The following is a 26,305-nucleotide window of genomic DNA, read 5'->3' as shown; positions in this document are numbered from 1 at the left end:
CGCTTGGCACAGCGTCAGTCGCAGACGCTGTGCGGCACATCGCCCGCACACACGCGCCGGGCCAACGCCATTGCGCTCTGCCATGCGCCCTCCACCTTGCCGCCGGCCAACCAGTCGCCACACATCCCCACGCCCAGCGGCGCATCCCAGACGCAGCCGAGCTGCAATGCGGGGTCGCTGCTGGCCACTTCCCAGAAAAACGCATCGCAGGACTGCGGCATCGGCAAGCCGAGCGCGGCAAGTTCCGGAACGAGGCTGGCGATGACCTGCCCAGGCTGGGCATCGCAATGCACCTGGCTCCACTCGCCCGTTGCATGCAGCAGCCAGGTCTCCGCCCCCACACGCGCAGGCTTGCTGGCGTTGCGCGCCACCCAGCGCAACGGGCCGGCATTGACGAACAGCGTGTCATAGCCCGGATCGATGGGCGCATCGAAGTGCGCCATCACCGCCCACGCAGGCTGCATGCGCACCTGCTCGGCAATCGTTGCCAGCGTAGGCGCAACTTGCGCGAGTAACGCAGCCGCACTCGGCGCCGGGACGGCCAGTACCACCGTATCGAACAGATGCTCTGCAGCGTCTTGCGACACCGACAGGCGCCAACCCATTCGGCTGCGCTGCAGCGCGCGCACCTGGGCACATAGGCGAACATCCAACTGCACCGCAAGCGCACGTGCCGGCGCGGCCATCTCCGGAACACCCACGTAGCGCGTCAGCGCACTCTGGGATCGACGCAACTGCGTGCCATCCCAGCTTGCGATACGCGCCTGCCAGGGCGCGGCGATACCGGCATCGGTCCAGGCATCCACGACCGCTGCAAATGCAGGATCGCGCGCGGTGAAATACTGCGCTCCGTGATCGCATTGCCACTGCTCGGTCCCGTAGTGGCGCATGCGACCGCCCGGGGTCTTGGCCTGATCGAACACCGTCACTGCATGGCCTGCCGCCTGCAGCTGCCGCGCGCAGGCCAAGCCGGCCAACCCAGCGCCGATCACGGCGATCGTCTGCGCGCGCCCGGGCGGCGTCATGCCATCGCGCACGTGCCGGTGCATGCGGCAGGCATGCGGGTCACACCGCGCAGCCGTCAGGCCCGCAGGCGTCGGGCCCGCCGACTGGCGTCGATTCGGCCGCCAGTTGCAGCAGTGCCTGCGCAAAACTTTCCGGCGGCTGCGCGCCCTGGATCAGCGCGCGGCCGTCGATCACAAAGCTGGGCACCGCACGGATGCCCAACGCGGCGGCCTGCGCTAGCTGCGCTTGTACCTCGACGGTGCCTTCGTCCGATTCCAGCATCGCCTGCACACGCGCCGCCGTAAGGCCGCCGGCCTCGCCGGCACGCACCAGCGTGTCGGTCGCGCCCACGTTTTGGCCTTCGGCAAAATGCGCATGGAACAGCGCTTCCATGACCGCGTCCACATTGCCCTCGTGGCTGGCCAGCCAGATCACACGATGCGCACGCAGCGTGCTGACCTGCACCTGCCCACGGCCGAAATCCAGCGGCAAGCCTTCCGCCTGCGCAGTGGCCTGGGTCTGCGCCAGGATCTGTTCGACCCGTGCCGTACCGCCGAACTTCGATGCCAGGGCCTCGCGCAAGGGCGTCGGCTCCAGGCCGGCATCCGGGTCAAGCTGGAACGCGTGGTAATGAATGTCCAAGGCCGGCGCCTGCGCGCCAAGTGCCGCAAGGGCGGCCTGGAAACGGCGTTTGCCGATCCAGCACCAGGGACACACTACGTCGGACCAGATGTCGATGCGCATGAGCTGGGATTCGTTCTTGGGGATTGGCAAAGCATAGACGGGATAATGCAATCGCGAGGTGTTTGCCGATGCCGAATGGGGGAGCGGTGATTAAGCGCTGCTAGGCGGCCTGGTGTCGCGCACCGATCTGTTCTCACGCATCGCCCATCCTAACTCCCGTACCGGGCCTTCAAGGTACCGAGCTGCGCGCCTGCCTTTGCAAATCCAGATCCCGAATCACAAAGCCTCTTTCCACTGCTTGAATGGATGCGAGGCCAGGGCCAGGTTGTAATAGCGCACGTCGTCGGTGACTTCGGTCCCGACCCATTCGGGCGTGGCGAATGCGTCGTCGGCGCGTTCAAGCTCGATCTCGGCCACGATCAGACCGGCGTTGTCGCCGAGGAATTCATCCACTTCCCACACATGCCCCTGGTAGGCGACCAGATGACGGCGTTTGTCGATCAGGCCGCCGACGCACAGCGCCAGCAATGCGCGTGCATCGGCCAGTGGAATCGGATATTCGAACTCCTGCCGCGTATGCCCCACCTCGCGCGATTTCAGGTTGAGAAACGCGCTTTCGCCCTGGATCCGCACCCGTACCGAGGCATTTTGCGTCCCACTGCGTAGCGCCGCCTGATCGTTGATATAGCCCTGCGCCATCGGAATCACCGCATGCGCGGCATCGCGCCAGCCATCGCCGGTGACCAGGAATTTGCGTTCGATTTCTAGAGGCATGGGATTGGGGATTCGGGAGTGGGGATTGGTTCAAGCAGGAACCAGTGCCAGTAAACGTCAGATCTTATCAATCCACAGATTGCAGTCGAATCCGAACGCAATAGCGAGCGACATGCGCGAAACGACAGTTGCGACGCAGAGCGAAAGTGTTGGCTTTCGCCAATCCCCAATGCCTAATCCCGAATCACCGCCTCTCAAAAACCGCAATGCTTTCCACATGGGCGGTGTGCGGGAACATGTCCATCGCGCCCGCGCAGACCAGCGTGAAGCCCTGCTCGTTGACCAGATAGCCGGCGTCGCGCGCCAGCGAGCCGGGGTGACAGCTCACATAGACGATGCGCTCGAACGTCTTCAATGGCAGCTGCTGCAGCACTTCCAACGCGCCAGAGCGTGGCGGATCCAGCAGCAGCTTGTCGAAGCCCTGGCGCATCCAGGGTGCGCTGCGCTGATCCTGGGTCAGATCGGCGGCGTAGAACTGCGCATTGTCCAGGCCATTGCGCTGGGCGTTCTCTTTGGCCCGTGCCACAAGTCCGGCATCGCCTTCCACACCCACCACCTCGCGCACCACGCGTGCCAGCGGCAGGGTGAAGTTACCCAGGCCGCAGAACAGGTCCAGCACGCGGTCGTCGGGCTTGGCCTCCAGCAGCGCGACTGCATGCGCGATCATTTTCTGATTGAGCGACGCGTTGACCTGGATGAAGTCCAGCGGCCGGAACGCCAATTCCACATCCCATTGCGGCAAGCGGAACGAGAGCGGCACGTCCTGCGGCCATAGCGGATGCACGCTGTCCACCCCGCCGGGCTGCAGGAAAACCGCAAAGCCGTGCTCCTGGGCGAAGGCGACCCAAGCCTGGCGGTCGCGCTCGCTGAGCGGCTGCATAAGCCTGATGGTCAAGGCCACCGCATCGTCGCCGGCGATGAATTCGATCTGCGGAATGTCGCGCTTGCCGTCCATGCCTTCGATCAGCGCGGCAAGCAAGGGAATCTTCTCGCCGATCTGCGGAATCACCGTGTAGCAGACGGACAGATCAGCCACGAACCGCGGGTCGAGCTCACGAAAGCCGACCAAGGTCTTGTCCTTCTTCTCGACGCGACGCACCGAGAACCTGCCCTTGCGCCGATACCCCCAGTTGTCGCCGGTCAGCGCGGGCAGCACGGCTTGCGGAGTGACGTGACCGATACGTTCCAGGTTGTCCATCAGCACGCGCTGTTTGGCCACGATCTGCTGCGACTCCTCCAGATGCTGCAACACGCAGCCCGCGCAGACGCCAAAGTGCGGGCAGCGCGGGGTGACCCGCTGCGGCGATGCCTCCAGCACCTCCACGGTCTTGGCCTCATCGAAATGCCGGCTGCGGGCGGTGGGTTCGGCGCGCACCAACTCGCCCGGCAAGGCGCCGCTGATGAAGGTGACCTTGCCGCCCTCGCCGTCGCGGCGGGCAACCCCGCGGCCGTCATGGCTCAGGTCGGTGACCGCGGTCTGGAAGGGGGTACGGTCGAGACGGTTTCTGGTTCTGGCCACGTGGCGACAAGCTGCGGGCAAAAAGGGTGCGTATTGTCGCAGATGCGACCGATGGAGGCCGCGCCGGTCGGCGCAACAATTGTCGCGCCCCACAAACACAGGCAAACTTCCGCTGCGCGCGACAAATCAGGACGCGGCATCGCTGACATGGAGGCAGCATGAACATGGCCACACGCCAGGAACCCCACCCACGCCTACTGCTGGTGGAAGACGACCCGATCAGCCGCGGGTTCTTACAGGCTGTCCTTGAAAGTCTTCCGGCCACGGTCGACTGCGCCGATTCCCTTTCTTCCGCACTCGACCGCGCGCGCGAACGTCGCCACGACCTCTGGCTGATCGACGTCAACCTTCCCGATGGCACCGGTAGCGGGCTACTGCGTGCATTGCGCCTGCTGCACCCGGACGTGCCAGCACTGGCGCACACCGCCGACGCCACCATGTCGATGCAGCACAGCCTGCAATCGGACGGGTTTCTGGAAATGCTGGTCAAACCGCTGACCTTCGAGCGCCTGCTGCAGGCGGTGCGGCGCGGCCTGGCACGCGGTCGCTACAGCGTGGCCCCGGTGGGCGTGCTGGACATCGCCGCCAGCGACTGGGACGAGACCGCTGCGCTGAGTGCGCTCAACGGCCAGCAGCACCATCTCAATGCCTTGCGCGAGCTGTTCCTGGCCGAGCTGCCGGGCACCCGGGATGCGGTGGATTCGGCCTTGCAGATCAGCGACGAACAGGCATTACGCAGCCATCTTCATCGATTGCAGGCCAGCTGTGGCTTCGTCGGCGCGGCGCGGCTTGCCGGCGCAGTGCGCCTGCTGCGCGGCGACCCGCACTCGCGCACCGCACGCACCCAGTTCCATGCGGCAGTGGCTGCGTTGCTGCACTGAGCGAACCAACCGCAGCACCTCCTTGCCAGACGTGGTGGGCCAGGCGTCGGCGTCGGTGCGCTTCCGGCTCGGCGCCGCGACTGACGCATCATCGTCTTGCCGATCAAGCTGCGTATGCAGGTGGCACCGGCTCCAGTTGCCGGCGATTGACTGCCTGGACCAGCGCCAGGCTCGACGCAGGCGTATGCCGTTGCTGCTCGCCCGGTCCACGTCGGTGACGAGAGGAGCACTCGTGGGCTGGGGCAGGCTGAATGGCGTTCTAGACCGACGGGCGCAGGACTGCCTGTCGGTTCTCCGAGCACCCGCTTCGCTCAATTCGCTGCTGGCTAGTGCTATGGCCGGTCGCTGCTGGACTTTTGTCCAGCGCTAATCACGTGTGCGCCTCCAGCACTCCGCGCCATCAACGACGGCGCGCGAGGTCCTCGAGCATTTCCCAGGATTTCAGGCCACGCCCGCCCAGATGATGCAACAGCACGCCGCGCATGCTGCGCCGCAGGCCGGGCATGTCGTCCGCATCCGGCATGACGTCTTCGCCGAGCGCCAGCAGCGCCGCACCGGTGACGGTTTCGCGGCGATCCTGGGCTAGCCGTTCGCTCAACACACGCAAGGCGCCCTCCTGCGGATCCAGCCGGTACCGCGCTGCCGGGTCGATCGGTTGCCCGTCGCTGTCGTGCTGCAGATCGAAGGCGAACCCCAGCCCTTCCAGCACGTCGCGCTCGAACCGGCGCAGCCCCCACGCCAACGGCAAATCGGACGCGAGGTGGGCACGTGCCTGCGCATAACAGGCATAAAGTTCAGGCACCGGATCGTTACGCGGGGCCAGGCGCAGCAGCAATTCGCTGATATAGAAACCGGCCAGCATGGTGTCGCCGACCAGCCGCGGCGCGGTATCCAGCGCTTCGGCCTGGCGCAGTTGGGCCAGCTCGCCGCGCTGCACGGCACTGAACTGGATCAGCTGCAAGGGCTGCAAGGCAGCGCGCAGCGCCTGCTTGCGTGGCCCCTGCACGCCGCGCGCCAGCAGTCCCACCCGCCCGTGTTGATCGGTCAGCACTTCCACCAGCAGGCTGGTCTCGCGCCAGGCCCGTACGTGCAGCACAAATCCGCGCGCGTGCTCGATCAGCACGGCAGGCAAAGCCAGGATTGGGGATGCTGGACCGGGGCCTCGGAAAAAGCGCCGGATCGACCGTCGCCGCGCAGCGCGGCGCAGCGACCGGGAGCCGAGCCACTGCCGTCATCGCCGCACGCGACGTTGAAACATGCGAAAAAACCTCTCCCCGACAGCATGCCAACCAACTGCCTGACCCAGCTCCCGGGTCTCCGGTCCCGGGTTCCCAGTCGCGGCCTTCCCGGCCTCATTCGTAGCCGAATGCCTTCAGCGCAGCCTCGTCGTCCGACCAGCCTTCGCGCACGCGCACCCAGGTTTCCAGGAACACCTTGGCACCGAACAGGCGCTCCATCTGCAGGCGCGCCTTGCCACCGATTTCTTTCAAACGGGTGCCGCCCTTGCCGATCACGATGGCCTTCTGGCCTTCGCGCTCGACCCAGATCACCGCACCGATGCGCAGTAGCGCGCCATCTTCGGCAAAGCGCTCGATCTCGACGGTGGTGGCGTACGGCAGCTCTTCGCCGAGCTGACGCATGAGCTGCTCACGCACCAGTTCGCCGGCCAAAAAGCGCTGGCTGCGGTCGGTGATCTCGTCTTCGCCGAACATCGCCTCGGCCTCGGGCACCAGCTTGAGCAGGTCGCCGACCAATGCCTCCAAGCCCTTGCGCTTGAGCGCGGACACCGGATGCACGGCGGCGAAGGTGCGCCCCTCGCTGACCTGGGCCAGGAACGGAAACAACGCGGTCTTGTCCTTGAGCCGGTCGACTTTGTTGACCACCAGCACCACCGGCACGCCGGCGTCGCTGAGCACGCGGAACGCCAGCGTGTCTTCCTCGTCCCAGCGGCCGGCTTCGATCACCAAGACCGCCGCGTCCACGCCCTCGAGCGAGCCGCGCGCGGCGCGATTCATCACCCGGTTCATTGCACGCTTCTGCTCGCGGTGCAGGCCCGGGGTGTCGACCAGCACCAGCTGCCCTTCCGGGAAGGTGGCGATGCCCAGCAACCGATGACGCGTGGTCTGCGGCCGGTTGGAGACGATGCTGACCTTCGCGCCGACCAGGGCGTTGGTCAGGGTGGACTTGCCGACGTTGGGCCGGCCGATCACCGCAACGCTACCGCTGCGGTGGGGGGAAGAGGTTTCGCTCACGTGTTTGAATCCAGTTGTGCGATGACAAGAGTCGCCGCCTGTTGCTCTGCGAGGCGACGCGAGGTGCCCCGGCCCTCGGCGCGGGCGACGGGCTGCTCCAGAATGCAGGCGACGTGGAACTGCTTGGCATGCTCGTCGCCGCTCTCGCTGATCAGCGCGTAATTGGGCAGCGGCAGTTGCCGCGCTTGCAGCCATTCCTGCAGCCGGGTCTTGGGATCCTTTTCTGCCTTGCCCACCGGCAATGCCGCCAGCGAGGCTTCGAACCACGGCAGCACCACTGCACGGCAACGCTCGAAACCGCAGTCCAGATAGATGGCCGCGACGATCGCTTCGACCGCATCGGCCAGGATCGAGTCACGTCGGTGACCACCGGACTTCAACTCGCCTGGGCCCAGCGTGAGGCGCTCGCCGAGATTCAACGTACGTCCGATCACGGCCAGCGCACCTTCGCGCACGAGTTCGGCACGTGCACGGGTCAATGCGCCTTCATCGGCCTTGGGCCACCGTTGATACAGCGCCTCGGCGATCAGCAGGTTGACGATGCCGTCGCCGAGGAATTCCAGTCGCTCGTTATGCGGTGTCCCGGCGCTGCGATGCCGCAGCGCCTGGGCGAGCAGAGCCGGATCGGCGAATGCGTGCCCGATCGGATCACCGCGTTGGAAGGTTCTATTCGACACCGCGCTTCGTCAGATCCTGTGCCGTATCGAACTTGCCGACCACATCCAGATTGCCAACCAGCTCGCGACGGACTTCGTAGTTGACCTTCATGCGCCAGCCGCCTTCGATCCGCTCGAACTTGACGTTCTCACGCTTCACGCTTTCGGACGCATTGATATCGAGCCGCTTGAAGAACATTTCCTGCAATTTGGACGGATCCATGTCAGCACTGCCAGCTTCGTTGGCAAGGCCCTTCATCGACGTACGCACCGCGTAGTACTCCTGATACATCGGAAACAGCTTCATCCCGATGTACAAACCGAACCCCACCACCGCCAGCACCACCACGAACGACGTCAACGTCATACCGCTTTGCTTGCGCTTCATTGTGCTTCCCCTGGCACGCCGTGCGTGCATTTACTGGATTCCAGTCCCGATCCGCGATGGATCGAAACTCCCCTTGCAGAACCACCCTTCGCAATTGAGCCAGATCAGGAACGCCTTGCCGCGCAAATTGGCTTCCGGCAGAAAGTGCGTTTGGGTCCAGAACCGGCTGTCCTCGCTGTTGTCGCGATTATCCCCCATCACGAAATAGCTGTCCGCCGGCACGGTCCAGTCGCCCTGGCCGGCCGGCATGTTGCGGTCCAGCCATTCCAGCACGGTATGCGTGCGGCCTGGCAGGTCCTCGACCAGCAGCGTGGTGCCGGTCATCTCGGCGCCCTTGCCCTTGCCGATGTACTCGCCCTTGACCGTGTAATGCATCGGTTTGTCGTTGATGTACAGCGTATCGCCGTGGAAGCCGATTTTGTCGCCCGGCAGGCCCACCACGCGCTTGATCCAGTTCTGGTCCGGCGCGTGCGGCGGCTTGAACACCACCACGTCGCCGCGCTTGGGCTCGCCGGTGGGAATGAACTTGGTATTGGTGATCGGCAGGCGGAAGCCGTAGGCGAACTTGTTGACCAGGATGAAATCGCCGATCAGCAGGTTGGGCATCATCGAACTGGACGGGATCTTGTACGGCTCGGCCACGAAGCTGCGCAGGATCAACACCACCGCCAGCACCGGGAAAAAGGCGCGCGAGTAATCGATGATCGCCGGCTCGCTGTCTAGCAACCCGGCCCGCGCCGCACGGCGCTTGGCCAGAAACAGCTTGTCCAGCAGCCAGATGAAGCCGCTGCCCAGCGTCAGGACAACCAGGATGATTTCAAACCATTTCATTGATGTTCCTTCGGAACGGGATTCGAGATTTGAGATTGGGGATTCGCAACAGCAGGAAGGCGGGCGAGCCGTTGCCAATCCCGAACGACGAATCCCAAATCCCGGCTACTTATCCATCTGCAGGACAGCCAGGAAGGCCTCCTGCGGAATCTCCACGCGGCCGACCTGCTTCATGCGTTTCTTGCCTTCTTTCTGCTTCTCCAGCAGCTTTTTCTTGCGCGAAACGTCGCCACCATAGCACTTGGCCAGCACGTTCTTGCGCATTGCCTTGACCGTGGAGCGCGAGATGATCTGCGAGCCGATCGCGGCCTGAATCGCCACGTCGAACATCTGCCGCGGAATCAGATCCTTCATCTTTTCGCACAGCTCGCGGCCGCGACGATCGGCGTGGCTGCGGTGCACGATCAACGACAACGCATCGACCTTGTCGCCGTTGATCAGCACGTCCACGCGCACGAACGGGCCGGCATCGAACCGCACGAAGTGGTAATCCAGCGAGGCATAGCCACGGCTGACCGACTTGAGCTTGTCGAAGAAGTCCAGCACCACCTCGGCCATCGGCAGCTCGTAGCTGATCTGCACCTGGCTGCCCAGGTAATTGATGCCGATCTGCGTGCCGCGCTTTTCTTCGCACAGCTTGATGATGTTGCCGATGTACTCCTCGGGCGTGAGGACATTGGCGCGAATGATGGGCTCGCGGATTTCCTGCACCAGGTTCAACTGCGGCAACTTGGCCGGGTTGTCCATGTTGACGACCGTGCCATCGGTCTTGAGCACTTCATACACCACGGTGGGGGCGGTGCTGATCAGGTCCAGGTTGTATTCGCGCTCCAGGCGCTCCTGCACGATTTCCATGTGCAGCATGCCCAAAAAGCCGCAGCGGAAACCAAAGCCCATCGCTTCGGAACTTTCCGGCTCGAAGCGCAGCGCGGCATCGTTCAGGCGCAGCTTGTCGAGCGCTTCGCGCAGGTCCGGGTAATCCTCTGCATCGACCGGGAACAGGCCGGCGAACACGCGCGGCTGCATTTCCTGGAAGCCGGGCAAGGCATGCGGGGCGGGATCGCCGGCCAGGGTCAGGGTGTCGCCGACCGGGGCGCCATGCACGTCCTTGATGGACGCGTTGATCCAGCCCACTTCGCCGGCGCCGAGTGCAGGCAGTTCCTTGCGCTTGGGGGTGAACACGCCGACCTTGTCCACCAGATGGGTGCGCCCGGTGGACATCACCAGGATCTTGCTCCCTGGCTTGATCTCGCCCTGCATCACGCGCACCAGCGACACCACGCCCAGATAGTTGTCGAACCAGGAATCGATGATCAGCGCCTGCAGCTTGTCGGTATCGCGCGGCTTCGGCGGCGGAATGCGATGCACGATCGCCTCCAGCACCAGATCGATGTTCAGGCCGGTCTTGGCGCTCACCGCCACCGCGTCTTCGGCATCGATGCCGATCACCGCTTCGATTTCGGCCTTGGCGCGGTCGACATCGGCAGTGGGCAGGTCGATCTTGTTGAGCACCGGCACCACTTCCAGGCCCTGCTCCACTGCCGTGTAGCAGTTGGCCACCGACTGCGCTTCCACGCCCTGCGCGGCATCCACCACCAGCAGCGCACCTTCGCAGGCAGCCAGCGAGCGGCTGACTTCGTAGGAGAAGTCGACGTGCCCGGGGGTGTCGATGAAATTCAGGTGGTAGGTCTGCCCGTCCTTGGCCGTGTACGGCAGGGACACCGACTGCGCCTTGATGGTGATGCCGCGTTCGCGCTCGATCGGATTGGAGTCAAGCACCTGGGCTTCCATCTCGCGCGCCTGCAGGCCGCCGCACAGCTGGATGATGCGGTCGGCCAGGGTGGATTTGCCGTGGTCGACGTGGGCAATGATGGAGAAATTGCGGATGTTCCGCATTGAATCAGAGGACATTGAGGTGGGCGCCGGCGCAGCCGTCGTCAGGGTAACGCAGCATTATCGCACGCTCGGCCCCCTTGGGGCCGGGAATTGGGAATCGGGAGTGGGGAATCGGAAAAGCCAGGTGAGCTCTCGGCTCGCGGAGACGCTCCTGCCCTTGCCATTCTCGATTCCCGATTCTCCATTCCCGCCCTTAGCCGCCGGCCTTCAAGGCCACGTAGCTGGTCGCCTTGCCGTCGGTCACCAGCAGCATGATCACGTCGCCCTTCTTGTAGCCGGATAGCGCGCGGTTGAGTTCGGCGACGCTGCCGACCTTGGTACGGCCGACGCGGGCGATGATCAGGCCCGGCGAGAGCGGGGGCTGGGTGCTGCGTGCCGCCGCGCCGGTGACCGCGGCAATGCGCACGCCCTCGCCCGCTTCCAGGCCCAGGCGACTGCGCTCGGCGGCGGTGAGATCGGCGACCTGCAGGCCGAGCAATTCCACGCTCGCCGGGGCGCTGGGCTTGGCCTCATCGGCGGCGGTACGCGGCGCAGCGTTCTCGCCGCCGTCCTGCAGTGGAGCCAGCGTGACCGTCACCTTGCGCGGCTTACCGTCGCGCAAGACATCCAGGGTCACCTTGGTGCCGGGCGCCATCAGCCCGATCATGGGCGGCAGATCGCTGGCGACATCGATCGGCTTGCCGTTGACCGCGCGGATCACGTCGCCCACTTCGACACCGGCCTTGGCTGCCGGGCTGCCGGCCGGAATATCGTTGACCAGGGCACCACGGCTATCCGGCAAGCCCAGGCCTTGCGCCTTGAGCGAGTCGATCGGACCGACCTGCACGCCCAGCATGCCGCGACTTACGTGGCCGGTGGCCTTGATCTGCTCTGCCGCGCTGAAGGCCAGGTCGATCGGGATCGCGAAACTGATGCCCATGTAGCCGCCGGACGCGGAGAAGATCTGCGAATTGATACCGACCACCTCGCCACGCGTATTGAGCAGCGGGCCGCCGGAGTTGCCCTGGTTGATCGCCACGTCGGTCTGGATGAAGGGCACGTAGCGCTGGTCGGCGTACGGATTGCTGCGGCCGGTGGCACTGACAATGCCGGCGGTGACCGAGTGGTCCAGGCCGAACGGCGAGCCGATCGCCACCACCCACTGCCCCGGCTTGAGCGTGTTGGAATCGCCCAGGCGCACGGTCGGCAGGCCCTTGGCCTCGATCTTCAGCAGCGCCACGTCATATTGCTCGTCGCTCCCCACCACCTTGGCCTTGAACTCGCGGCGGTCGGTGAGCTTGACGGTCACTTCGCTGGCGCCATCGACCACGTGGTGGTTGGTCAGGACGTAGCCGTCGGCCGAAATGATGAAGCCCGAGCCCATCGACTTGCCGGCGATGCCGCCGTCGTCATCGCCGCCGCCAGGCCCCTGCCGCGGCCCGCCCGGCATCTGGAAATCCGGTCCGAAGAAGCGGCGGAAGAATTCCGGCATCTGATCGTCGTCGGGCATCGCACCGCCGCCACGGCCACCCGGGCCGCTGCGCTGCTGACGCGCCATGGCATCCTTGCGGGTGATGGTGGTTTCGATATTGACCACGCCCGGGCCGACCTGCTCGACCAGATTGGTGAAGTCCGGCAGCCCCGCCACCAGCTGCGGCGCCGGCGTGGCACTGCGGTTGGCGGCGATCGGGGCGAGATCCTTGGCAGCGGGTGCGGGCTGCTGCGCGCAGGCGGCCAGCGGCAGGGTCATGGCGATCAGGCCGAACATCTGGGTGCGGATGCGATGGTTCATCAGGTTGCCTCCGATGGCAGGGCGACAGGGGCCAGAACCCGCGTGGCGACACGGGCCCGGCACGATAACGGAAGGGAGATTGCCGAACGGGTGAAGGCCGGCGACAGGGTCAGTCCTGCGGGGCCTGCGCCGGTGCCGGCCGGTTTGACGCCGGACTGGTCACTGCCTGCGGCGCGGGCTCGAACGGATAGAACGCCGTGCCGGGTCGGCTCTGGCGGAAACTGGCATTGAGCGAGCTTTCGCCAGCCCCGGACAAGGCCGCGCGCGGCCACGGACGTGCCTGCAGCGTGGTATCCGGATGCGTGAACGGGTTGGACGGCGTCGCCGCAACCGCAGATACGGCCCCCGTGGATGCCGGTGCTGCCGCAGCGACCATGCGGGTCGGCGCCTGTTGCTGACGCGCGGCGGCGTTGCGTGCGACTTGCTGATTGCGGGTTGCCGCGCCGCGGCGAGTAGAGGCCAGCGCAGCGGCAGGCACGGCAGCAGCAAGCGCGGCCACCTGATCCGGCGTCCCCGGCGCCGGTGCGGCCGGCGCCTTGGGTGCCACAGGCACCTGCGGGGTCTGCGAGGCAGGCGGAAGCTGCGCAGTGGTGGCATAGACGGGGGTCTGAGCAGCGGGCTGGGCAGTGTCGGGCAGGCGCTCGCGTGCCAGGAACAAGGCAACCGCCGCGACCGAGGCGGCAATCGCTGCGCCGCCGCCCCAGCGCCAACGAGCGCCCGGGCGGGCCGCAGGCTGGGCTTGCGGTGCCGGCTCGGCGGCAATCGCACTGCGCACACGCGCCGCGAAATCCAGCGGAGCGGGCGCACTGGCCGCACCGCGCAGCACATCGCCGCACAACTGCCAGCGCTCGTGGCAGCCGGCCAATTCTTCGTCGTGGGCCAGACGGCGCAACAGGAAGCGCGACTCGTCGGCACTCAACTCGCCGTCGACCAGCGCGGACAGCTGCTGGCGATAGTGAAGTTCGAACTTGTCGGTAGTGGACATGGCAGGGTTCTGGTTCATACGCGGTGTCGCTCACGGGTAGCGCTTTCGGTCTCCAGCAGAGGCCGCAGCTCGATGTCGATGGCCTCGCGCGCCCGGAAGATGCGCGAGCGCACCGTTCCGATCGGGCAATCCATCTTTTGCGCGATTTCGTCGTAGCTCAGGCCCTCCACCTCGCGCAGGGTGATGGCCAACCGAAGTTCTTCCGGTAGCGCTTGGACCGCGCGCATCACCGTTTGTTCCAGCTCCTGTCGCATCAATTCACGCTCCGGGGTATCAGTGTCGCGCAACCGGGTCGCTCCATCGAATTGTTCGGCATCGCTGATCTCGATGTCGTCGGTGGGCGGGCGGCGGTTGTGCGCAACCAGATGGTTCTTGGCAGTGTTGACGGCAATGCGGTGCAGCCAGGTATAGAACTGGGCGTCGCCACGAAAACTGTTGATGGCGCGATACGCGCGCACAAACGTGTCCTGGGCAACGTCCTGGCATTCGCTCCAGTCGGCGATGTAGCGCCCGATCAACGCAACGATCCGATGCTGGTATTTACGCACCAGTACATCGAACGCCGCACCTTCGCCGCGCTGCACACGCCGGACCAGTTCCAGGTCCAGCTCCTGAGGTGTATCGACTTCGGCCATGTCGGGCCGCACTCCTGTCAGCCCACCGAAGTCGGGCAATGAGACCGCCATTGAGAAGAAAAGTTCATACCGATCCGTACGACCGTCACGCATCAGGGTAGCAGCAGCGATGCACCGCTGGCGACGCCACGCGCAACGCGCAGATCTCCCCTGTCGACAGGTATGGGTATTTGACGTGAAGGAAACAACCTCTGGATGATAACGACCTTTCCTTCTATTGCCGGATGGCCAGACGCATGCTTCCAGGTTTCGACGGGCTCCGATTCAGCCATTGGCAGGCCGATTTGCGCGAGGACGGCGTGGTGGTGCTCAGCCTCGATCGGCAGGGCGCACCGGTCAATGCATTTTCGCAGGAGGTGCTGCTGGAGCTGGGCGCCGTGGTCGAGCGGCTGGCACTGGATCCGCCAAAGGGCGTGGTGCTGCGCTCCGGCAAGCCCAACGGCTTCATCGCCGGCGCCGATCTGAAGGAATTCCAGGAATTCGATCGCAAGGGCACGGTCAACGATGCGATCCATCGCGGGCAGCAGGTCTTCCAGAAGCTGGCCGAGCTGCCCTGCCCCACCGTCGCGGCGATTCATGGCTTCTGCATGGGCGGTGGCACCGAAATCGCGTTGGCGTGCCGCTACCGCGTGGCGTCCGATGACGGCAGCACCCGCATCGGGCTGCCGGAAACCAAGCTCGGCATCTTCCCCGGCTGGGGCGGCAGCGCCCGCTTGCCGCGCCTGATCGGTGCACCGGCGGCGATGGACCTGATGCTCACCGGCCGCACGGTGTCGGCCAAGGCGGCGCGTGCGATGGGCCTGGTCGACAAGGTCGCCGCGCCTGCCGTGCTGGTGGATGTGGCAGCCAGCCTGGCGCTCGCCGGCACCACGCGTGCGTTCAAGCAGCGGGCCACTGCATGGGCGACCAATACCCTGCTGGCACGCAAGATCCTGGCGCCGCAGATGCGCAAGCAGGTGGCGCGCAAGGCGCGCAAGGAGCATTACCCGGCGCCCTACGCCTTGATCAACGTCTGGGAGCGGGCGGGCGGTAGCGGCATCCAGGCGCGTCTGGCGGCCGAGCGCAAGGCGGTGGTCAAACTTGCCAGCACGCCGACCGCACGCAACCTGATCCGGATTTTCTTCCTGACCGAGCGCCTGAAAGCGCTGGGCGGCAAGGACGCAGCCGGCGTGGCAGCAGCCCCGATTCGCCACGTGCATGTGATCGGCGCCGGCGTCATGGGCGGCGATATTGCGGCCTGGGCGGCGTACAAGGGCTTCGAGGTCACGTTGCAGGACCGCGAACAACGTTTTATCGATACGGCGCTGACGCGCGGCGGCGAGCTGTTCGCCAAGCGCGTCAAGGACGACGCCAAGCGGCCGGCAGTGGCGGCGCGTCTGCGCGGCGACCTGGCTGGCGCGGGCGTGACCCAGGCCGATCTGGTGATCGAGGCGATCATCGAAAACCCGCAGGCAAAGCGCGACCTGTATCAATCGATCGAGCCGCAACTCAAGCCGGATGCATTGCTGACGACCAATACCTCGTCGATTCCGCTGACCGAATTGCGTGGCCATATCCAGCGCCCGGCGCAATTTGCCGGCCTGCACTACTTCAACCCGGTGGCGATGATGCCGCTGGTGGAAATCGTGCAGCACGACGGCCTGGATCCGGCCAACGTCGCGCGCCTGGCGGCGTTCTGCAAGGCCTTGGACAAGTTCCCGGTGCCGGTGGCCGGCACGCCGGGGTTCCTGGTCAACCGGGTGCTATTCCCCTACCTGCTCGAGGCGGCCACCGCGTATGCCGAAGGCATTCCCGGCCCGGTACTGGACAAGGCCGCGGTGAAGTTCGGCATGCCGATGGGGCCGATCGAATTGATCGACACCGTGGGCCTGGATGTGGCGGCCGGTGTAGGGGCGGAGCTGGCACCATTTCTGCGTTTGCCCATCCCGGCGGCACTGGCGACCGTGGAAGCCGGCAAGCGCGGCAAGAAGGACGGCCAGGGCCTGTACAAGTGGGAGAACGGACGCGCCGTCAAACCCGAGGTTGCCAGCGGTTACACCGCGCCGGCGGATCTGGAAGATCGCCTGATCCTGCCGCTGCTCAACGAAGCGGTGGCATGCCTGCACGACGGCGTGGTGGCAGACGCTGACCTGCTGGACGCCGGGGTCATCTTCGGCACAGGGTTTGCGCCTTTCCGCGGCGGCCCGATCCAGTACATCCGCAGCGTTGGCGCAGACGCGCTGCTGGAGCGCCTGCAGGCGCTGCAGGCACGCTACGGCGAACGCTTCGCGCCGCGCCCGGGTTGGGATTCGCCGTTGTTGCGGGAAGCGGCAGTGTAAGCCGCACACGCTCATCTTCGGCCTCAAGCAGGCACGGATCGCAACGGCAAACGATGCGTACAAGGATGCATCGTTGCGCGGTCGCTGCGCTTGGCTCAGGTACAAAAAAGAACGGCGAGCCGAAGCCCGCCGTTCGTTTTTCCCTCCCTGCAATGCGACTCAGAAACGCAGACCCACACTGGTGAAGAAATAGCGTCCAGCCTGGTCGTAACCACCCAACGAGTTGGCATTGAAGGTCAAGCTGCCGCCCACCAGCGGCGGCTCCTTGTCGGCGATATTGTTGATACCCAGGGTCCATGTGACGTAATCGCCCAGCTGCATCGACCCGGAGAGATCGAAGTAGTTGTACGCCGACACCTTGTTGTCCTGATTGACCAAGCGCACGTCGGTGGTACCGGCGGTGCCATCGGTGTTCCGGTAGTCCAGCTCACCGATGTAACGCCAGCGCAGGCCAACGGTGTAGCGATCGAAGCTGTAGCGCGTGCTCAGCACATGCCGCCATTCGGCACTGTTGCATGCCACGTTCACCACGCCAGCGCAGTCGTAGGTCACCTGCTGCACGCCCGGAACCGGCTCGTATTCCTGCTTGATGGCATAACTGCCCATCATCGAGGCAGTCAGGCGTCCCGGCCCGATGCTCCAGGCATAGGAGGCCGTCAGATCCACGCCCTGGAAGTGCAACGAACCGAAGTTGTCCTGGGAGTTGAAGATCAGGCCGGAGGTGTCCACATCGCTGCCGCGGAACAGGTCGCCGGTCGTGGCATTGCGGCGGATACGGCTACACAGGTCCGCATTACCGGTCACACCGCACGCGGTCAGGATGTTGGAAGAACCAATGGCCCGGATCGCATCGTCAATCTTGATGTCGTAGTAATCCACGCTCAGATCCAGCCCCTTGACCGGGCTGGCAGCGAATCCGATGGTCCAGGTATTGGCGGTTTCCGGCTGCAGCGCGGTGTTGCCGCCGCCGATCTCGTTGTACTGCCCCGCCGGATTGGCCGCCACGCGTCCGTACTGCGCGGCCGTGACGCCGGTGTTGGCGCACTGCGCCTGGGTAAACGTGGGATTGGCACCGGCGCAGGGGTCGCTACCACTCCACAACCCGATCGTATTTTCGTTGTAAAGCTCGGTGATGTTCGGCGCACGGATGGCACGATTCCAGCCTGCACGCACATGGTACTTGCCATCCGCGAAGGTCGCTCCCAGGCCCGCCTTGTACGTACTCACGCCGCCGGAAATGTCGTAGTCCGAATAGCGGTAGCCAAGCTGCATGTCCAGCTGGTCCAGGCTGCCCGCTTGCGCCAGCAATGGCACCGCGCCTTCCAGGAACAGCTCCTTGACGCTGATATCGCCGGAGACGTTGGAGGTCGGTCCGCCCAGGCCGGTGAAGTTGCCGGTCTGCATATTGCTGTCGGCAACACGCTTGAAGGTTTCGGTGCGGGTTTCCACGCCACCAACGACGCTGATCGGATGATCGCCAGCCCAAGGCAGGCTATAGCCGAAATTACCGGTGACGTACGCATTGAATACACGCATCGAGGTTTCGTAGTTGACGATGCCGACGCCTTGCAATGCTTGCGCCTGTTCGGCGGTGACGCTGTCGTTCCAGACGCTGTACGGCACGCAGCCGTCGAAGGATCCCGGCTGGCAGCCAAGCAATGCATCGCGCACCCGGGTGGTCACGAAGTCGTTGATGTTTTCCGACTTGGTGGTACTGCGATTGTAGGTAAACGAGGCGTCGTACGACCAGTTGTCGTTGATATCGCCCTGTGCGCCGGTCGTGATGCTGAAACTATTGGTATCCGACTCGGTGATGCGTGGGCCACCCTCGACGTTGCGCTTGGCCACATACATGGTGAACTCGTCGTCGGTAATGCCGACATCGTTGCACAAGCTGCCGATCACCGAGGTCGCGCAGTTGACGTTGAGGTCGGTGAAGAATGCACCGGAGGGCGCGATCTGGGTCGAACTCTTGCGGTTGACGAACAATGTTTCGAGGTAGGGCTTGAAGTGTTCGTTGACCTCATACTTGATATTGGTACCGGCGGTGTAACGCGTGTCCGGCCGCTGGTAATAATTCAGCGGTGCAAAGTTGTAGAGGTTCGGCGAAGCGACCTGCGACCAGGTTCCACTGGCAGAAGGCTGCACGTAGAACGCGCCGGCCGATGGCGCTACCACATAGAAATTTGCAGGATCAGCCGTTGCGGAGCCGCCGCAGGCAGTGCCGCGATTGCTCAATGCACATGCGGAGTAGTCGCGCTGCCCTTGCAGCAAGGGATCGTTCTCGCGCCAGGTGGCCCAGGCGGTTGCATGACCGGATTCGCCGAAGCTGCCACCGATCGCGAGGTCGACGTTGCGGGAGATGCCGTCCAAGCCGGAATTACCGGTGGGATAATCGTAGCCGGCCTCGTCCATCAGCCCACGCATCAACTTGTTGCTGTTGTCGTGCTGATAGCCGTTGTAGCCCATATCCACGCTCACACCTTCAAATTCGTCATCCAGCACGAAATTGACCACGCCGGCAACCGCGTCGGAGCCGTACACCGCAGAGGCGCCGCCGGTCAGGATGTCCACCCGGCGCACCAACGCTGCAGGAATGATGCTGATATCCGGACTTTCACCGATTCCCTTGGGAATGCGTCGGCCGTTGACAAGGGTCAGTGTGCGCTGCGCGCCCAGCCCGCGAAGGTCGACCGTTGCATAACCCTGGGAACCGTTGTTGGCGAAGTTATCGAACGAGGCAGCAAGTTGTGGGTACTGATTGATCAGATCTTCGACCTTGGTCGAGCCGGTGTACTGGAATTCTTCCTTGTTGATTTCTGCGACCGGACTGGAAGCAGTCATCGTCTGACTCTTGATGCGCGTGCCGGTGACACTGATAGCGTCCAGGCTTTTAAGTTCCGGGGCGGGCTGTTCCTGCGCCATCACGGTGCCAGTCAATGCCAGCGCAGCTGCGCCGGCGGTGAGCGACATCTTGATGGCATCGCGCAGTTTGGTGGTCTTCAATCTCATCTCTCTCTCCGACGATCCGAACGGATAAGCGCAGCACACTGCAATGCATCTGCATTGATGCAGAGGCATCACGGCTGCGGCGGCGTAGGCAAGGCATCGCGATGCGATGCTCACAGTGGCTAGCGGCAGGCGAAACGGCGCCCGAAAAAACGCTGCCGACCCGATGTTAAGACGATGTCGAAGATAATTAAACCCCCGTTCAGCATCGCTCCTGATTGGTGCAAGAAAGCCCCAAAAAAGTGCAGCGATCACACAATAAGTGCGTCTAGGATCGCACCTGATGGGGTCGCTTGTGACGCGCCTGTTTGTTGAAGCGTCATTGACCGATAGCGGCGTCCAGCTCGTTCAACTGCGGGAGCGATACCCCTGCGTCCTGAAGCTGCTTCACTAGCGGCGCAAGCCCTGCCAGATGTCGGCGGGAGCTGCGCACCGAACGTTGATGCACCTCCCCGCGCACTTGCGCTGCGCTCGCAGTAACGAACGCCACCGCGCTTAGCTCGGGCACTGTGTCGGTTGCGGCTAGCCCACAGTGGTGCAGCACGCGCGCGATCTGTTGTTCGGTCTCGCTGACCAGTGCTTCGTAATGCACATCCAGAATCCTGCCCGGCAGCACTGCGTGCCAGTGCTGCATGATTTGACGGTAGGCAAGGTAATACTCGCCGATCTCGTCCAACGCGTAAGAAAACGGATAGGCGTTGTAAAACAAGGTCTTGTACATCGCGTAACAGGTATCGAGCGGATCGCGTGCAAGATGGATGATGTGCGCTTTCGGCAGCGCGGTCGCGATCAGGCCACAGTAGAGATAGTTGATCGGCATCTTGTCGATCACCACCAGGTGGCCATGAACGACCTCGCGGGCGCCCCGCAGGTACTCCTGTCCGAGCGCAGCGAAATCGATTTTCAGCGATGCCTGCACCGCCGTCAGGCCTGGGTGGGCCGACACGACGCGGGCGGTCGCCTCGCCCAGAACCATGCCGAAATCCATTAGCTCTCCAGCCGAACGCGCATCACCGTGCTGGATGAGCAGACGCTCCAGCAAGGTCGTCCCCGACCGTGGCAAGCCGACGATGAAAATGAGGCCTTCACCGCCATGACCGGGTTGCAGCGCGCGTAGCGCGGTCTGGTCGTAGCACTGGCGCACCGCCGCGATCTGCGCGCATTCGGCAGCGACATCGTATTGCAAGGTCTGGCGCTTGCCGGTCGCAGCTGCGGTAAGAGTCTGGAACGCGTCTGCATGCAGCCCCAGATCTTCCTGTTCCTTGGCCAGCGCATACAGTGCCGCCGCCCTGGCAGAGGGCTCGGCAAGCACCGTGTGTTGCAGCCGTTGCCGCAAATCGTCCAGATGATTGCGCTGCGCGGTCTGCCGGCGCAAGGTGGCGCGCAGATACAGCGCATCGCCCGCCCCTGGCGCCAATTGCAGCAAGCGCTGCAGGGTGGTTTCTGCGGCATCGAACTCACCACCAAAAAATTGCATGGTGGCCAGGTCGTACAACAGCGGTGGCGGTTCTCCCAACAGCCCAAGCGCCTGCTGGTAGGTGTCGCGGGCAGCACAGACATCGTGGCAGGCACTGTATAACGCACCAATCCGCCACAACGCCGTGCCATCGGTTTCAGCCAGGGCGTGCGCTTGTCGGGCGACCGACAACGCGTCATGCCGGCGTCGCAGCTGGACCAGCAGGCTGGCGTACTTGATCAACAGAGCAAGCGGTGCCGACGCGACCGCCGCTGCCCTCGCGATCCGTTCGCCTGCAGTGTGCGGGTCGCCGTGTGCCAGGTGGGCTTCGCTGGCCAATTCCAGCAAATGCGCCTGGTCCGGATACTCCAGACAGGCGCGTTCTGCCAGATGGATCGCCTCGCTGTAACGGCCCTGGCGCAGCCACTGGTACCCTTCCCGCAAGATGCTGCGCAGCTGTAACTCGGTCAATCCACTCTCCTCTCCATGCATTGCATCGTCCGCTCAGTCGACACGACGCGCGCGCAGCGCAACGCCCGCAGGCGTCACCAGCATGTAGCTGCCCATGGCTGCCTTGCGAATCACGACACGCTCGCCCTCGGCCAGATGACCGCGACTGCTCGCTTCTGTCAACGCCCAGCGCTGCTGTGTATCCAACGACACCAGGCGGGTGCCATCGGCTTGATAGGCCACGGCAAGCACGGTCGCGCTCACCTGGGACGGGGCGGACTGCGTGGTGGATGCTGCGGGCGCATGGGCCGCGTGATGCCCAAATTCGCGCATGCCTCTGTCGGCTTCCGCCGCCCGCACCGCCACCGACGGGGGATAACTGGCGTCATAGCAGGCGAGGCGCGGCAGTGGATCGATCACCGAAGCGCATGCATGCGTCGCAGGCTCCTGCGCCGACACGCTGCCTGCGCAGCTCAGCAGGATCGGCACCCATTGCATCGGTCTGGCCATCTGTCGGTCTTCGGTCATCGCCTGCAGACGAGCATACAAGGCAAGTGGACGACGGTGGGATTGCCGCTTGTGCTTGCTGCCCGGCACCGATTGAACGGCATGTGCACCCCACCTAAGCTGCAATGGTCCAAATTGCTGCATCGCCAGCCGGAACAGCGCATTGAATACCTCTGATCAGCGGGCAGCGCACCTCCTGCAGCAAGGTCACCTGCAACAGGCGATTGCTGCGTATCAATCGATCGTGCGGGACCGCCCACACGCCGCCGATGCCTGGTACAACCTGGGGTACCTGTTCCGCCGCACCGGCGACATCCCTGCAGCATTACAGGCGTATGCACAGGCGCTGGCATGCGGAGCGGCGGCACCGGAGCAGATCCATCTCAATCGCGCAGTACTGCTCAGCGAGCACCTCGATGACGCCGCCGCGGCGTTGCAAGAACTCGAACTGGCGCTACATTGCCGGCCGGCCTATCCTCCCGCGCTGTTGAATCTGGGCAATCTGCACGAGGAGCTGGGCGCACGTGCTCATGCCATTGCCGCCTATACGCAGCTTCTTGCCATCGCTCCGGTCGATCCAGCGACGCGGGCACTGCAATTGCAGGCTGCTGCAAGGTTGCTGCATCTGAACCCACCCACCGCCGTCGACGACCCGCGCATGATTGGCCTGACCCAGGCGATCTCTGTGCAAGGACTGGAGCCGCCGCTTGTGGCGACCGTGCTGCATGCGCTGGCCCATGCCTACGACCGTCTTGGCCAGCATCGGCATGCATTCGATACGGCCACCGCTGCCAACCGGCACGCCTATGCGCAAGTACCCACATACGACCCGCAACGCACGCAGCGTCATTTCGACGCATTGATGGCCGCATTCGACCGCGTGGCTGTTGAATCTACGCCGCTGCCGCATGCAGGTGCACACGACGCAACGCCTGCGCTATTTATCTGTGGAATGTTTCGCTCCGGGTCTACGCTGATCGAGCATGCACTGTCGAGCCACTCACAAGTTGCTGCGGGCGGCGAGATGGATGCGCTCCCCCGATTGGTCGCGCAAAGGCTATCTCCGTTTCCGCAAACCGTCAGTACGCTCTCGCAACAGATGCTCGCGCAGCTCGCCCTCAGCTATCGGCGGCACCTCGATGCAGTCGTTCCCGACCAAGCGCAGCTGCGCTACATCACCGACAAGCGCCCGGACAATTTCCAGCTGATCGGCTTCATCAAACGCCTGTTCCCATCGACACGGATCGTGCATACGCGCCGTCATCCGTTGGACAATGGGCTATCGATCTTTATGCAACAGCTCAATCCGCACGGATTCGGATACGCGGGCAAGCTGGAAGACATCGGGCATTTTTATGGCGCGTACCACCACTTGATGAACCATTGGATGTCGCTCTACCCGGACAGCATCCATACCTTCGACTACGATGCCTTTGTGGCCGCGCCCGAGCCGACCCTGCGCGCCTTGCTGGAATTCCTGCAACTGCCCTGGGAGCCGGCGTGCCTGGACTTCCACCTGGCGGAACGTGCGGTGCGAACCGCAAGCTACTGGCAAGTCCGCCGCCCCTTGCACGGCGAGGCTTCGGGACGCTGGAGATCGTATGCGACGCAGCTTGCTCCGCTGCGCATCGCTCTCGGCAAGGCCGGCGTCCCGCTCCCGGATTGATCAGCGAACAAGTAAGCGCTCATCCGCCCCGGTGCGCTGCGATGGCAGCTTCCATGGCATTGACCATTGCCCGCTCCTCCTGACTGAGCAGCGGATTCCAGACGTCGAAAATCAGGACTGCCCGGACCTGCGCGCTGTCGTTGCGTGCCTCGTGCTCGATCGAATCGTCGAACACAAGCACTTTCCCGGCTTCCCAGCGTCGCCAGTCATACCCTACCCGAAAGCTGCAGTGCTCCGGCACGATCAGCGGTAGATGCGCCACCAACCGGGCGTTGGTTTCGCCATGGTGCGGAGGAATGGTGGTGTGCGGCGCCAGCACGGAAAACATGGCATTCGGACAGACGCCATCGATCTGCGCCGCATCCACCAGCGATAATGCGTACGCGGTCGCCGGGCAACGTTGCAGATGCGCTTCCACTGGCTGGCCGTGTGCCCAGAGCGGGTAGGAACTCCATGCCGGCGAATGATTGAGGTCTTTCCATTGATTGACCGGCTGGTCGGGCCCGTAGGCGATGTAAGGAGCAAATCCACGCGCGTCCTCATCCATCACGGCACGCAGTTCGTGCGTGATCGCATCGGTATGACGCTGCAGCTCGTCGATCCAGGGGAATGCGGCTTCCGCGTGAAATGGCAACGCCGGCAGGCGCGGAATATGCAGGCGATTGGATTGGGAATGAAATGGCCTGGTGCGACCACACGCGATCGCCGCAGCTTCGTCCCAGCGGCCGTGCAGGGCCGCGTCTACTGACGTGCGCGGAATCTCCAATGCGGCCCGCAACCTGGCTTCCAATTCCAGCGTGTCCTGCTCGACCGCCTGTTGCGCGTGCAGCAGTTTGCGGCGCAACACGGCTGGCCATTGAGGCTCCGGCGGCGCGACGGCGAGCGCATCGCGATAGACCCCGGCTGCCGCGTGCGGCCGCCCGCGCGCTTCCAGGAATGCGGCTTTGGCCAGCAAGCCCGGCAAAAAATACGCATCCAGCGCCAGCGCTGCGATGATGGCTTGCCACTGGCCATCGAGATCGCCTTGCGCCTGCTTCACCACGGCGATGGTCAATACGATCATCGGATCGCCTGGATTGCTTGATCGCGCTGCCATCAAATACTCCAGCGCTGCAACCGCATCGCCACGTTGATGGGCATGGACGCCTAGGCTGTACAAGGCGTGCGGATGCGCGGGCGCCAACTGGTGGACATGTCCCCACAGCCGTTCGGCTTGCTGCCATTGACCGGCCGATGCAGCCGTACCGGCCTGCGCAATCAGCGCGGCGATCTGCTCGTTGACCTGCTCGACCTGTCCCCCCATGCCACGTGTCGCCCGTCAGCCATTCCCGTCCGGATCATACGGCCTGGATGACCGGGCGACAGCAAGCCCGCGGCGCACCGATGACGGCATCGCGCCGCGACCCTTGGCGAAGGTGCATTGCTACCGGCTCGGAATGCTCGCCCGTGCGCCACTGGCGATCAGTGGGAATGCCCGCCATGCGTGTGCCCATGCGCATGAGCGTGCCCATGGTGCGCGTCATGGCCCGTGCCTGCCGCCGGTTTGGGCGTGCCGCAAGGTTCAGTGCCGCAGTCGCCGCTTTCCACCTGCAAGGTGACGTGCGCGATATCGAAGCGCTCATGCAACAGGGCGCCGAGCGCATCACGCAGACGGTCGCGGTCGGCGGTCTCATTGACCACGATGTGCGCGGTGAGCGCCGGCGTGCTGGAGGCCAGCGCCCAGACATGCAGGTCGTGCACGTCCTCGACGCCAGGGTGGCTGGTCAACGCCTGCTGCACCTGAGCCAGGTCGATCCCCTTGGGCACGCCTTCGAGCAACACGTTGATCGCCTCGCGCAGCAGCACCCAGGTGCGCGGCAAGACCCACAGGCCGATCAGCACAGCCAGCACCGGGTCGATCCACTGCCAGCCGGTCCAGCGGATCAGCAGGGCACCGATGATCACTGCCACCGAGCCGAGCATGTCGCTCCAGACTTCCAGATAGGCGCCCTTGACGTTAAGGCTTTCGCCGCTGCCGGCGTGCAGCAGCTTCATCGCGATCAGATTGATCACCAGGCCGAAGCCTGCGATCAGCAGCATGCCGCTGTACCCGATGTCCTGCGGAGCGCGGAAGCGTTGCGCGGCCTCCCACAGGATGTAGCCGCCCACTGCGAACAACAGCGCGCCATTGGCCAGCGCGCCGAGCGCTTCTAGCCGCACATAACCATAGGTGCGACGCGCGTCGGCCGGGCGACGGCTCAGACGCACCGCGACCAGCGCGATCATCAGGCCGACGGTGTCGGTGGCCATATGCGCAGCGTCGGACAGCAGCGCCAGGCTGTTGGTCACGAATGCGCCGATGATCTCTGCCAGCAGGAAGGTGGCGGTCAACCCCAGTGCCCACCACAAGGGTGCTTCGTGACGGATTTCGCTGGGTGCGTGGTTGTGGTCGTGTCCCATGGATGTCGTGGTCTGCTGCAATGCGCGCACCTTAGGCGCACGCGATGGCGGAGACTATTACACCTGCGCGTAATGACATCACATCACGCGAGCCGTGCGGCGTGCCGCACAAGGCGCAGTGGTTGCGCTACTGCAACGCGAGAGGGATGCAGTCATGGTCTGGAAGCATGTCAGCACCGCCAC

At 64.4% G+C, this 26,305-nt stretch carries 21 protein-coding genes; 3 read left to right on the top strand and 18 right to left on the bottom strand.

The annotated features are described in order from the left end of the window. Window positions 1-14: 14 nt before the first annotated feature. From ACCQ00_RS06910 to rlmD, 4 genes are all read right to left on the bottom strand, one after another. Window positions 15-1,049, bottom strand: coding sequence for an NAD(P)/FAD-dependent oxidoreductase (locus tag ACCQ00_RS06910; RefSeq protein WP_372354092.1), 1,035 nt, complete (start codon window positions 1,047-1,049; stop codon window positions 15-17). Between the two features lie 16 nt (window positions 1,050-1,065). Further along, a complete protein-coding gene (locus tag ACCQ00_RS06905; RefSeq protein ID WP_039568360.1) occupies window positions 1,066-1,749 on the bottom strand; it encodes a DsbA family oxidoreductase in 684 nt (227 codons plus the stop codon). A 216-nt stretch (window positions 1,750-1,965) separates the two neighbouring features. Then, entirely contained in the window at window positions 1,966-2,463 is a 498-nt protein-coding gene (locus tag ACCQ00_RS06900; protein ID WP_039568358.1) for a CYTH domain-containing protein, read from the bottom strand. 184 nt (window positions 2,464-2,647) lie between these two features. Next, window positions 2,648-3,982: a 23S rRNA (uracil(1939)-C(5))-methyltransferase RlmD gene (rlmD, locus tag ACCQ00_RS06895; protein WP_039568356.1), complete on the bottom strand. Its 1,335-nt coding sequence runs from the start codon at window positions 3,980-3,982 to the stop codon at window positions 2,648-2,650. A gap of 158 nt (window positions 3,983-4,140) precedes the next feature. On the opposite strand from rlmD, the gene ACCQ00_RS06890 reads away from it, so the two are divergent. Continuing rightward, window positions 4,141-4,863 (top strand): Hpt domain-containing response regulator, encoded by a 723-nt coding sequence (locus ACCQ00_RS06890; RefSeq protein ID WP_039568355.1) that lies wholly within the window; start codon window positions 4,141-4,143, stop codon window positions 4,861-4,863. 400 nt (window positions 4,864-5,263) lie between these two features. On the opposite strand, the gene recO is transcribed toward ACCQ00_RS06890, so the two are convergent. The 9 genes from recO to rpoE all read right to left on the bottom strand — a co-directional run bounded on the left by recO (window position 5,264) and on the right by rpoE (window position 14,277). After that, complete coding sequence (gene recO, locus ACCQ00_RS06885) at window positions 5,264-5,986, bottom strand: DNA repair protein RecO (RefSeq protein ID WP_039568407.1); 723 nt, start codon at window positions 5,984-5,986, stop codon at window positions 5,264-5,266. Window positions 5,987-6,215: 229 nt separating this feature from the next. Beyond that, the gene (gene era / locus ACCQ00_RS06880) at window positions 6,216-7,115 is read right to left on the bottom strand and encodes a GTPase Era (protein WP_017155606.1); all 900 of its coding nucleotides are present in this window, start codon (window positions 7,113-7,115) and stop codon (window positions 6,216-6,218) included. Further along, entirely contained in the window at window positions 7,112-7,792 is a 681-nt protein-coding gene (rnc, locus tag ACCQ00_RS06875; RefSeq protein WP_039584118.1) for a ribonuclease III, read from the bottom strand. The genes era and rnc overlap by 4 nt, the downstream gene beginning before the upstream one ends. After that, on the bottom strand, window positions 7,782-8,189 hold the full coding sequence (locus tag ACCQ00_RS06870) for a DUF4845 domain-containing protein (protein WP_011050845.1): 408 nt from the start codon (window positions 8,187-8,189) through the stop codon (window positions 7,782-7,784). Before ACCQ00_RS06870 ends, rnc begins: the two co-directional genes overlap by 11 nt. Then, entirely contained in the window at window positions 8,190-8,990 is an 801-nt protein-coding gene (gene lepB, locus ACCQ00_RS06865; protein WP_007970507.1) for a signal peptidase I, read from the bottom strand. A 105-nt stretch (window positions 8,991-9,095) separates the two neighbouring features. Continuing rightward, window positions 9,096-10,886 carry a translation elongation factor 4 gene (lepA, locus tag ACCQ00_RS06860; RefSeq protein ID WP_017155603.1) on the bottom strand — a complete coding sequence of 597 codons (1,791 nt, stop codon included), beginning with the start codon at window positions 10,884-10,886 and terminating at the stop codon, window positions 9,096-9,098. 193 nt (window positions 10,887-11,079) lie between these two features. After that, entirely contained in the window at window positions 11,080-12,657 is a 1,578-nt protein-coding gene (locus ACCQ00_RS06855) for a DegQ family serine endoprotease (RefSeq protein WP_039568342.1), read from the bottom strand. A gap of 109 nt (window positions 12,658-12,766) precedes the next feature. Beyond that, window positions 12,767-13,660, bottom strand: a complete 894-nt coding sequence (locus tag ACCQ00_RS06850) for a sigma-E factor negative regulatory protein (RefSeq protein WP_039568340.1) — start codon at window positions 13,658-13,660, stop codon at window positions 12,767-12,769. Beyond that, complete coding sequence (rpoE, locus tag ACCQ00_RS06845) at window positions 13,657-14,277, bottom strand: RNA polymerase sigma factor RpoE (protein ID WP_017155600.1); 621 nt, start codon at window positions 14,275-14,277, stop codon at window positions 13,657-13,659. The genes ACCQ00_RS06850 and rpoE overlap by 4 nt, the downstream gene beginning before the upstream one ends. 236 nt (window positions 14,278-14,513) lie before the next feature. On the opposite strand from rpoE, the gene ACCQ00_RS06840 reads away from it, so the two are divergent. Further along, on the top strand, window positions 14,514-16,595 hold the full coding sequence (locus ACCQ00_RS06840; RefSeq protein ID WP_039584442.1) for a 3-hydroxyacyl-CoA dehydrogenase NAD-binding domain-containing protein: 2,082 nt from the start codon (window positions 14,514-14,516) through the stop codon (window positions 16,593-16,595). Between the two features lie 159 nt (window positions 16,596-16,754). Here the strand turns inward: ACCQ00_RS06840 and ACCQ00_RS06835 are convergent, their stop codons facing one another. From ACCQ00_RS06835 to ACCQ00_RS06825, 3 genes are all read right to left on the bottom strand, one after another. Next, window positions 16,755-19,607 carry a TonB-dependent receptor gene (locus ACCQ00_RS06835; protein ID WP_039568331.1) on the bottom strand — a complete coding sequence of 951 codons (2,853 nt, stop codon included), beginning with the start codon at window positions 19,605-19,607 and terminating at the stop codon, window positions 16,755-16,757. A 316-nt stretch (window positions 19,608-19,923) separates the two neighbouring features. After that, a complete protein-coding gene (locus ACCQ00_RS06830; RefSeq protein WP_039568329.1) occupies window positions 19,924-21,531 on the bottom strand; it encodes a tetratricopeptide repeat-containing sulfotransferase family protein in 1,608 nt (535 codons plus the stop codon). Between the two features lie 33 nt (window positions 21,532-21,564). Further along, window positions 21,565-22,038, bottom strand: coding sequence for a hypothetical protein (locus tag ACCQ00_RS06825; RefSeq protein WP_039584113.1), 474 nt, complete (start codon window positions 22,036-22,038; stop codon window positions 21,565-21,567). Window positions 22,039-22,180: 142 nt separating this feature from the next. On the opposite strand from ACCQ00_RS06825, the gene ACCQ00_RS06820 reads away from it, so the two are divergent. After that, window positions 22,181-23,683, top strand: coding sequence for a tetratricopeptide repeat-containing sulfotransferase family protein (locus ACCQ00_RS06820; RefSeq protein ID WP_039568325.1), 1,503 nt, complete (start codon window positions 22,181-22,183; stop codon window positions 23,681-23,683). Between the two features lie 19 nt (window positions 23,684-23,702). Here ACCQ00_RS06820 and ACCQ00_RS06815 read toward each other — a convergent pair whose 3' ends face one another. Then, a complete protein-coding gene (locus ACCQ00_RS06815) occupies window positions 23,703-24,986 on the bottom strand; it encodes an aspartyl/asparaginyl beta-hydroxylase domain-containing protein (RefSeq protein ID WP_039568322.1) in 1,284 nt (427 codons plus the stop codon). Window positions 24,987-25,144: 158 nt separating this feature from the next. Beyond that, entirely contained in the window at window positions 25,145-26,122 is a 978-nt protein-coding gene (locus tag ACCQ00_RS06810) for a cation diffusion facilitator family transporter (protein WP_372354091.1), read from the bottom strand. Between the last annotated feature and the right edge of the window lie 183 nt (window positions 26,123-26,305).

Origin of the sequence: Xanthomonas sp. NCPPB 3761, from assembly GCF_041475705.2 — a bacterium.
Lineage (GTDB): Bacteria > Pseudomonadota > Gammaproteobacteria > Xanthomonadales > Xanthomonadaceae > Xanthomonas > Xanthomonas phaseoli.
The sequence above is the reverse complement of the archived record's forward strand: the minus strand, read 5'-3'. Positions and strand labels throughout refer to the sequence as shown.

Coding starts and splice junctions, on each gene's coding strand:
- ACCQ00_RS06870 (WP_011050845.1), bottom strand. CDS start 8,189: ATGCACGCACGGCGTGCCAGGGGAAGCACAATGAAGCGCAAGCAAAGC.
- ACCQ00_RS06910 (WP_372354092.1), bottom strand. CDS start 1,049: ATGCACCGGCACGTGCGCGATGGCATGACGCCGCCCGGGCGCGCGCAG.
- ACCQ00_RS06855 (WP_039568342.1), bottom strand. CDS start 12,657: ATGAACCATCGCATCCGCACCCAGATGTTCGGCCTGATCGCCATGACC.
- ACCQ00_RS06840 (WP_039584442.1), top strand. CDS start 14,514: ATGCTTCCAGGTTTCGACGGGCTCCGATTCAGCCATTGGCAGGCCGAT.
- lepB (WP_007970507.1), bottom strand. CDS start 8,990: ATGAAATGGTTTGAAATCATCCTGGTTGTCCTGACGCTGGGCAGCGGC.
- ACCQ00_RS06815 (WP_039568322.1), bottom strand. CDS start 24,986: ATGGGGGGACAGGTCGAGCAGGTCAACGAGCAGATCGCCGCGCTGATT.
- ACCQ00_RS06905 (WP_039568360.1), bottom strand. CDS start 1,749: ATGCGCATCGACATCTGGTCCGACGTAGTGTGTCCCTGGTGCTGGATC.
- ACCQ00_RS06825 (WP_039584113.1), bottom strand. CDS start 22,038: ATGACCGAAGACCGACAGATGGCCAGACCGATGCAATGGGTGCCGATC.
- ACCQ00_RS06835 (WP_039568331.1), bottom strand. CDS start 19,607: ATGAGATTGAAGACCACCAAACTGCGCGATGCCATCAAGATGTCGCTC.
- lepA (WP_017155603.1), bottom strand. CDS start 10,886: ATGCGGAACATCCGCAATTTCTCCATCATTGCCCACGTCGACCACGGC.
- ACCQ00_RS06890 (WP_039568355.1), top strand. CDS start 4,141: ATGAACATGGCCACACGCCAGGAACCCCACCCACGCCTACTGCTGGTG.
- ACCQ00_RS06900 (WP_039568358.1), bottom strand. CDS start 2,463: ATGCCTCTAGAAATCGAACGCAAATTCCTGGTCACCGGCGATGGCTGG.
- rpoE (WP_017155600.1), bottom strand. CDS start 14,277: ATGGCCGAAGTCGATACACCTCAGGAGCTGGACCTGGAACTGGTCCGG.
- ACCQ00_RS06850 (WP_039568340.1), bottom strand. CDS start 13,660: ATGAACCAGAACCCTGCCATGTCCACTACCGACAAGTTCGAACTTCAC.
- ACCQ00_RS06810 (WP_372354091.1), bottom strand. CDS start 26,122: ATGGGACACGACCACAACCACGCACCCAGCGAAATCCGTCACGAAGCA.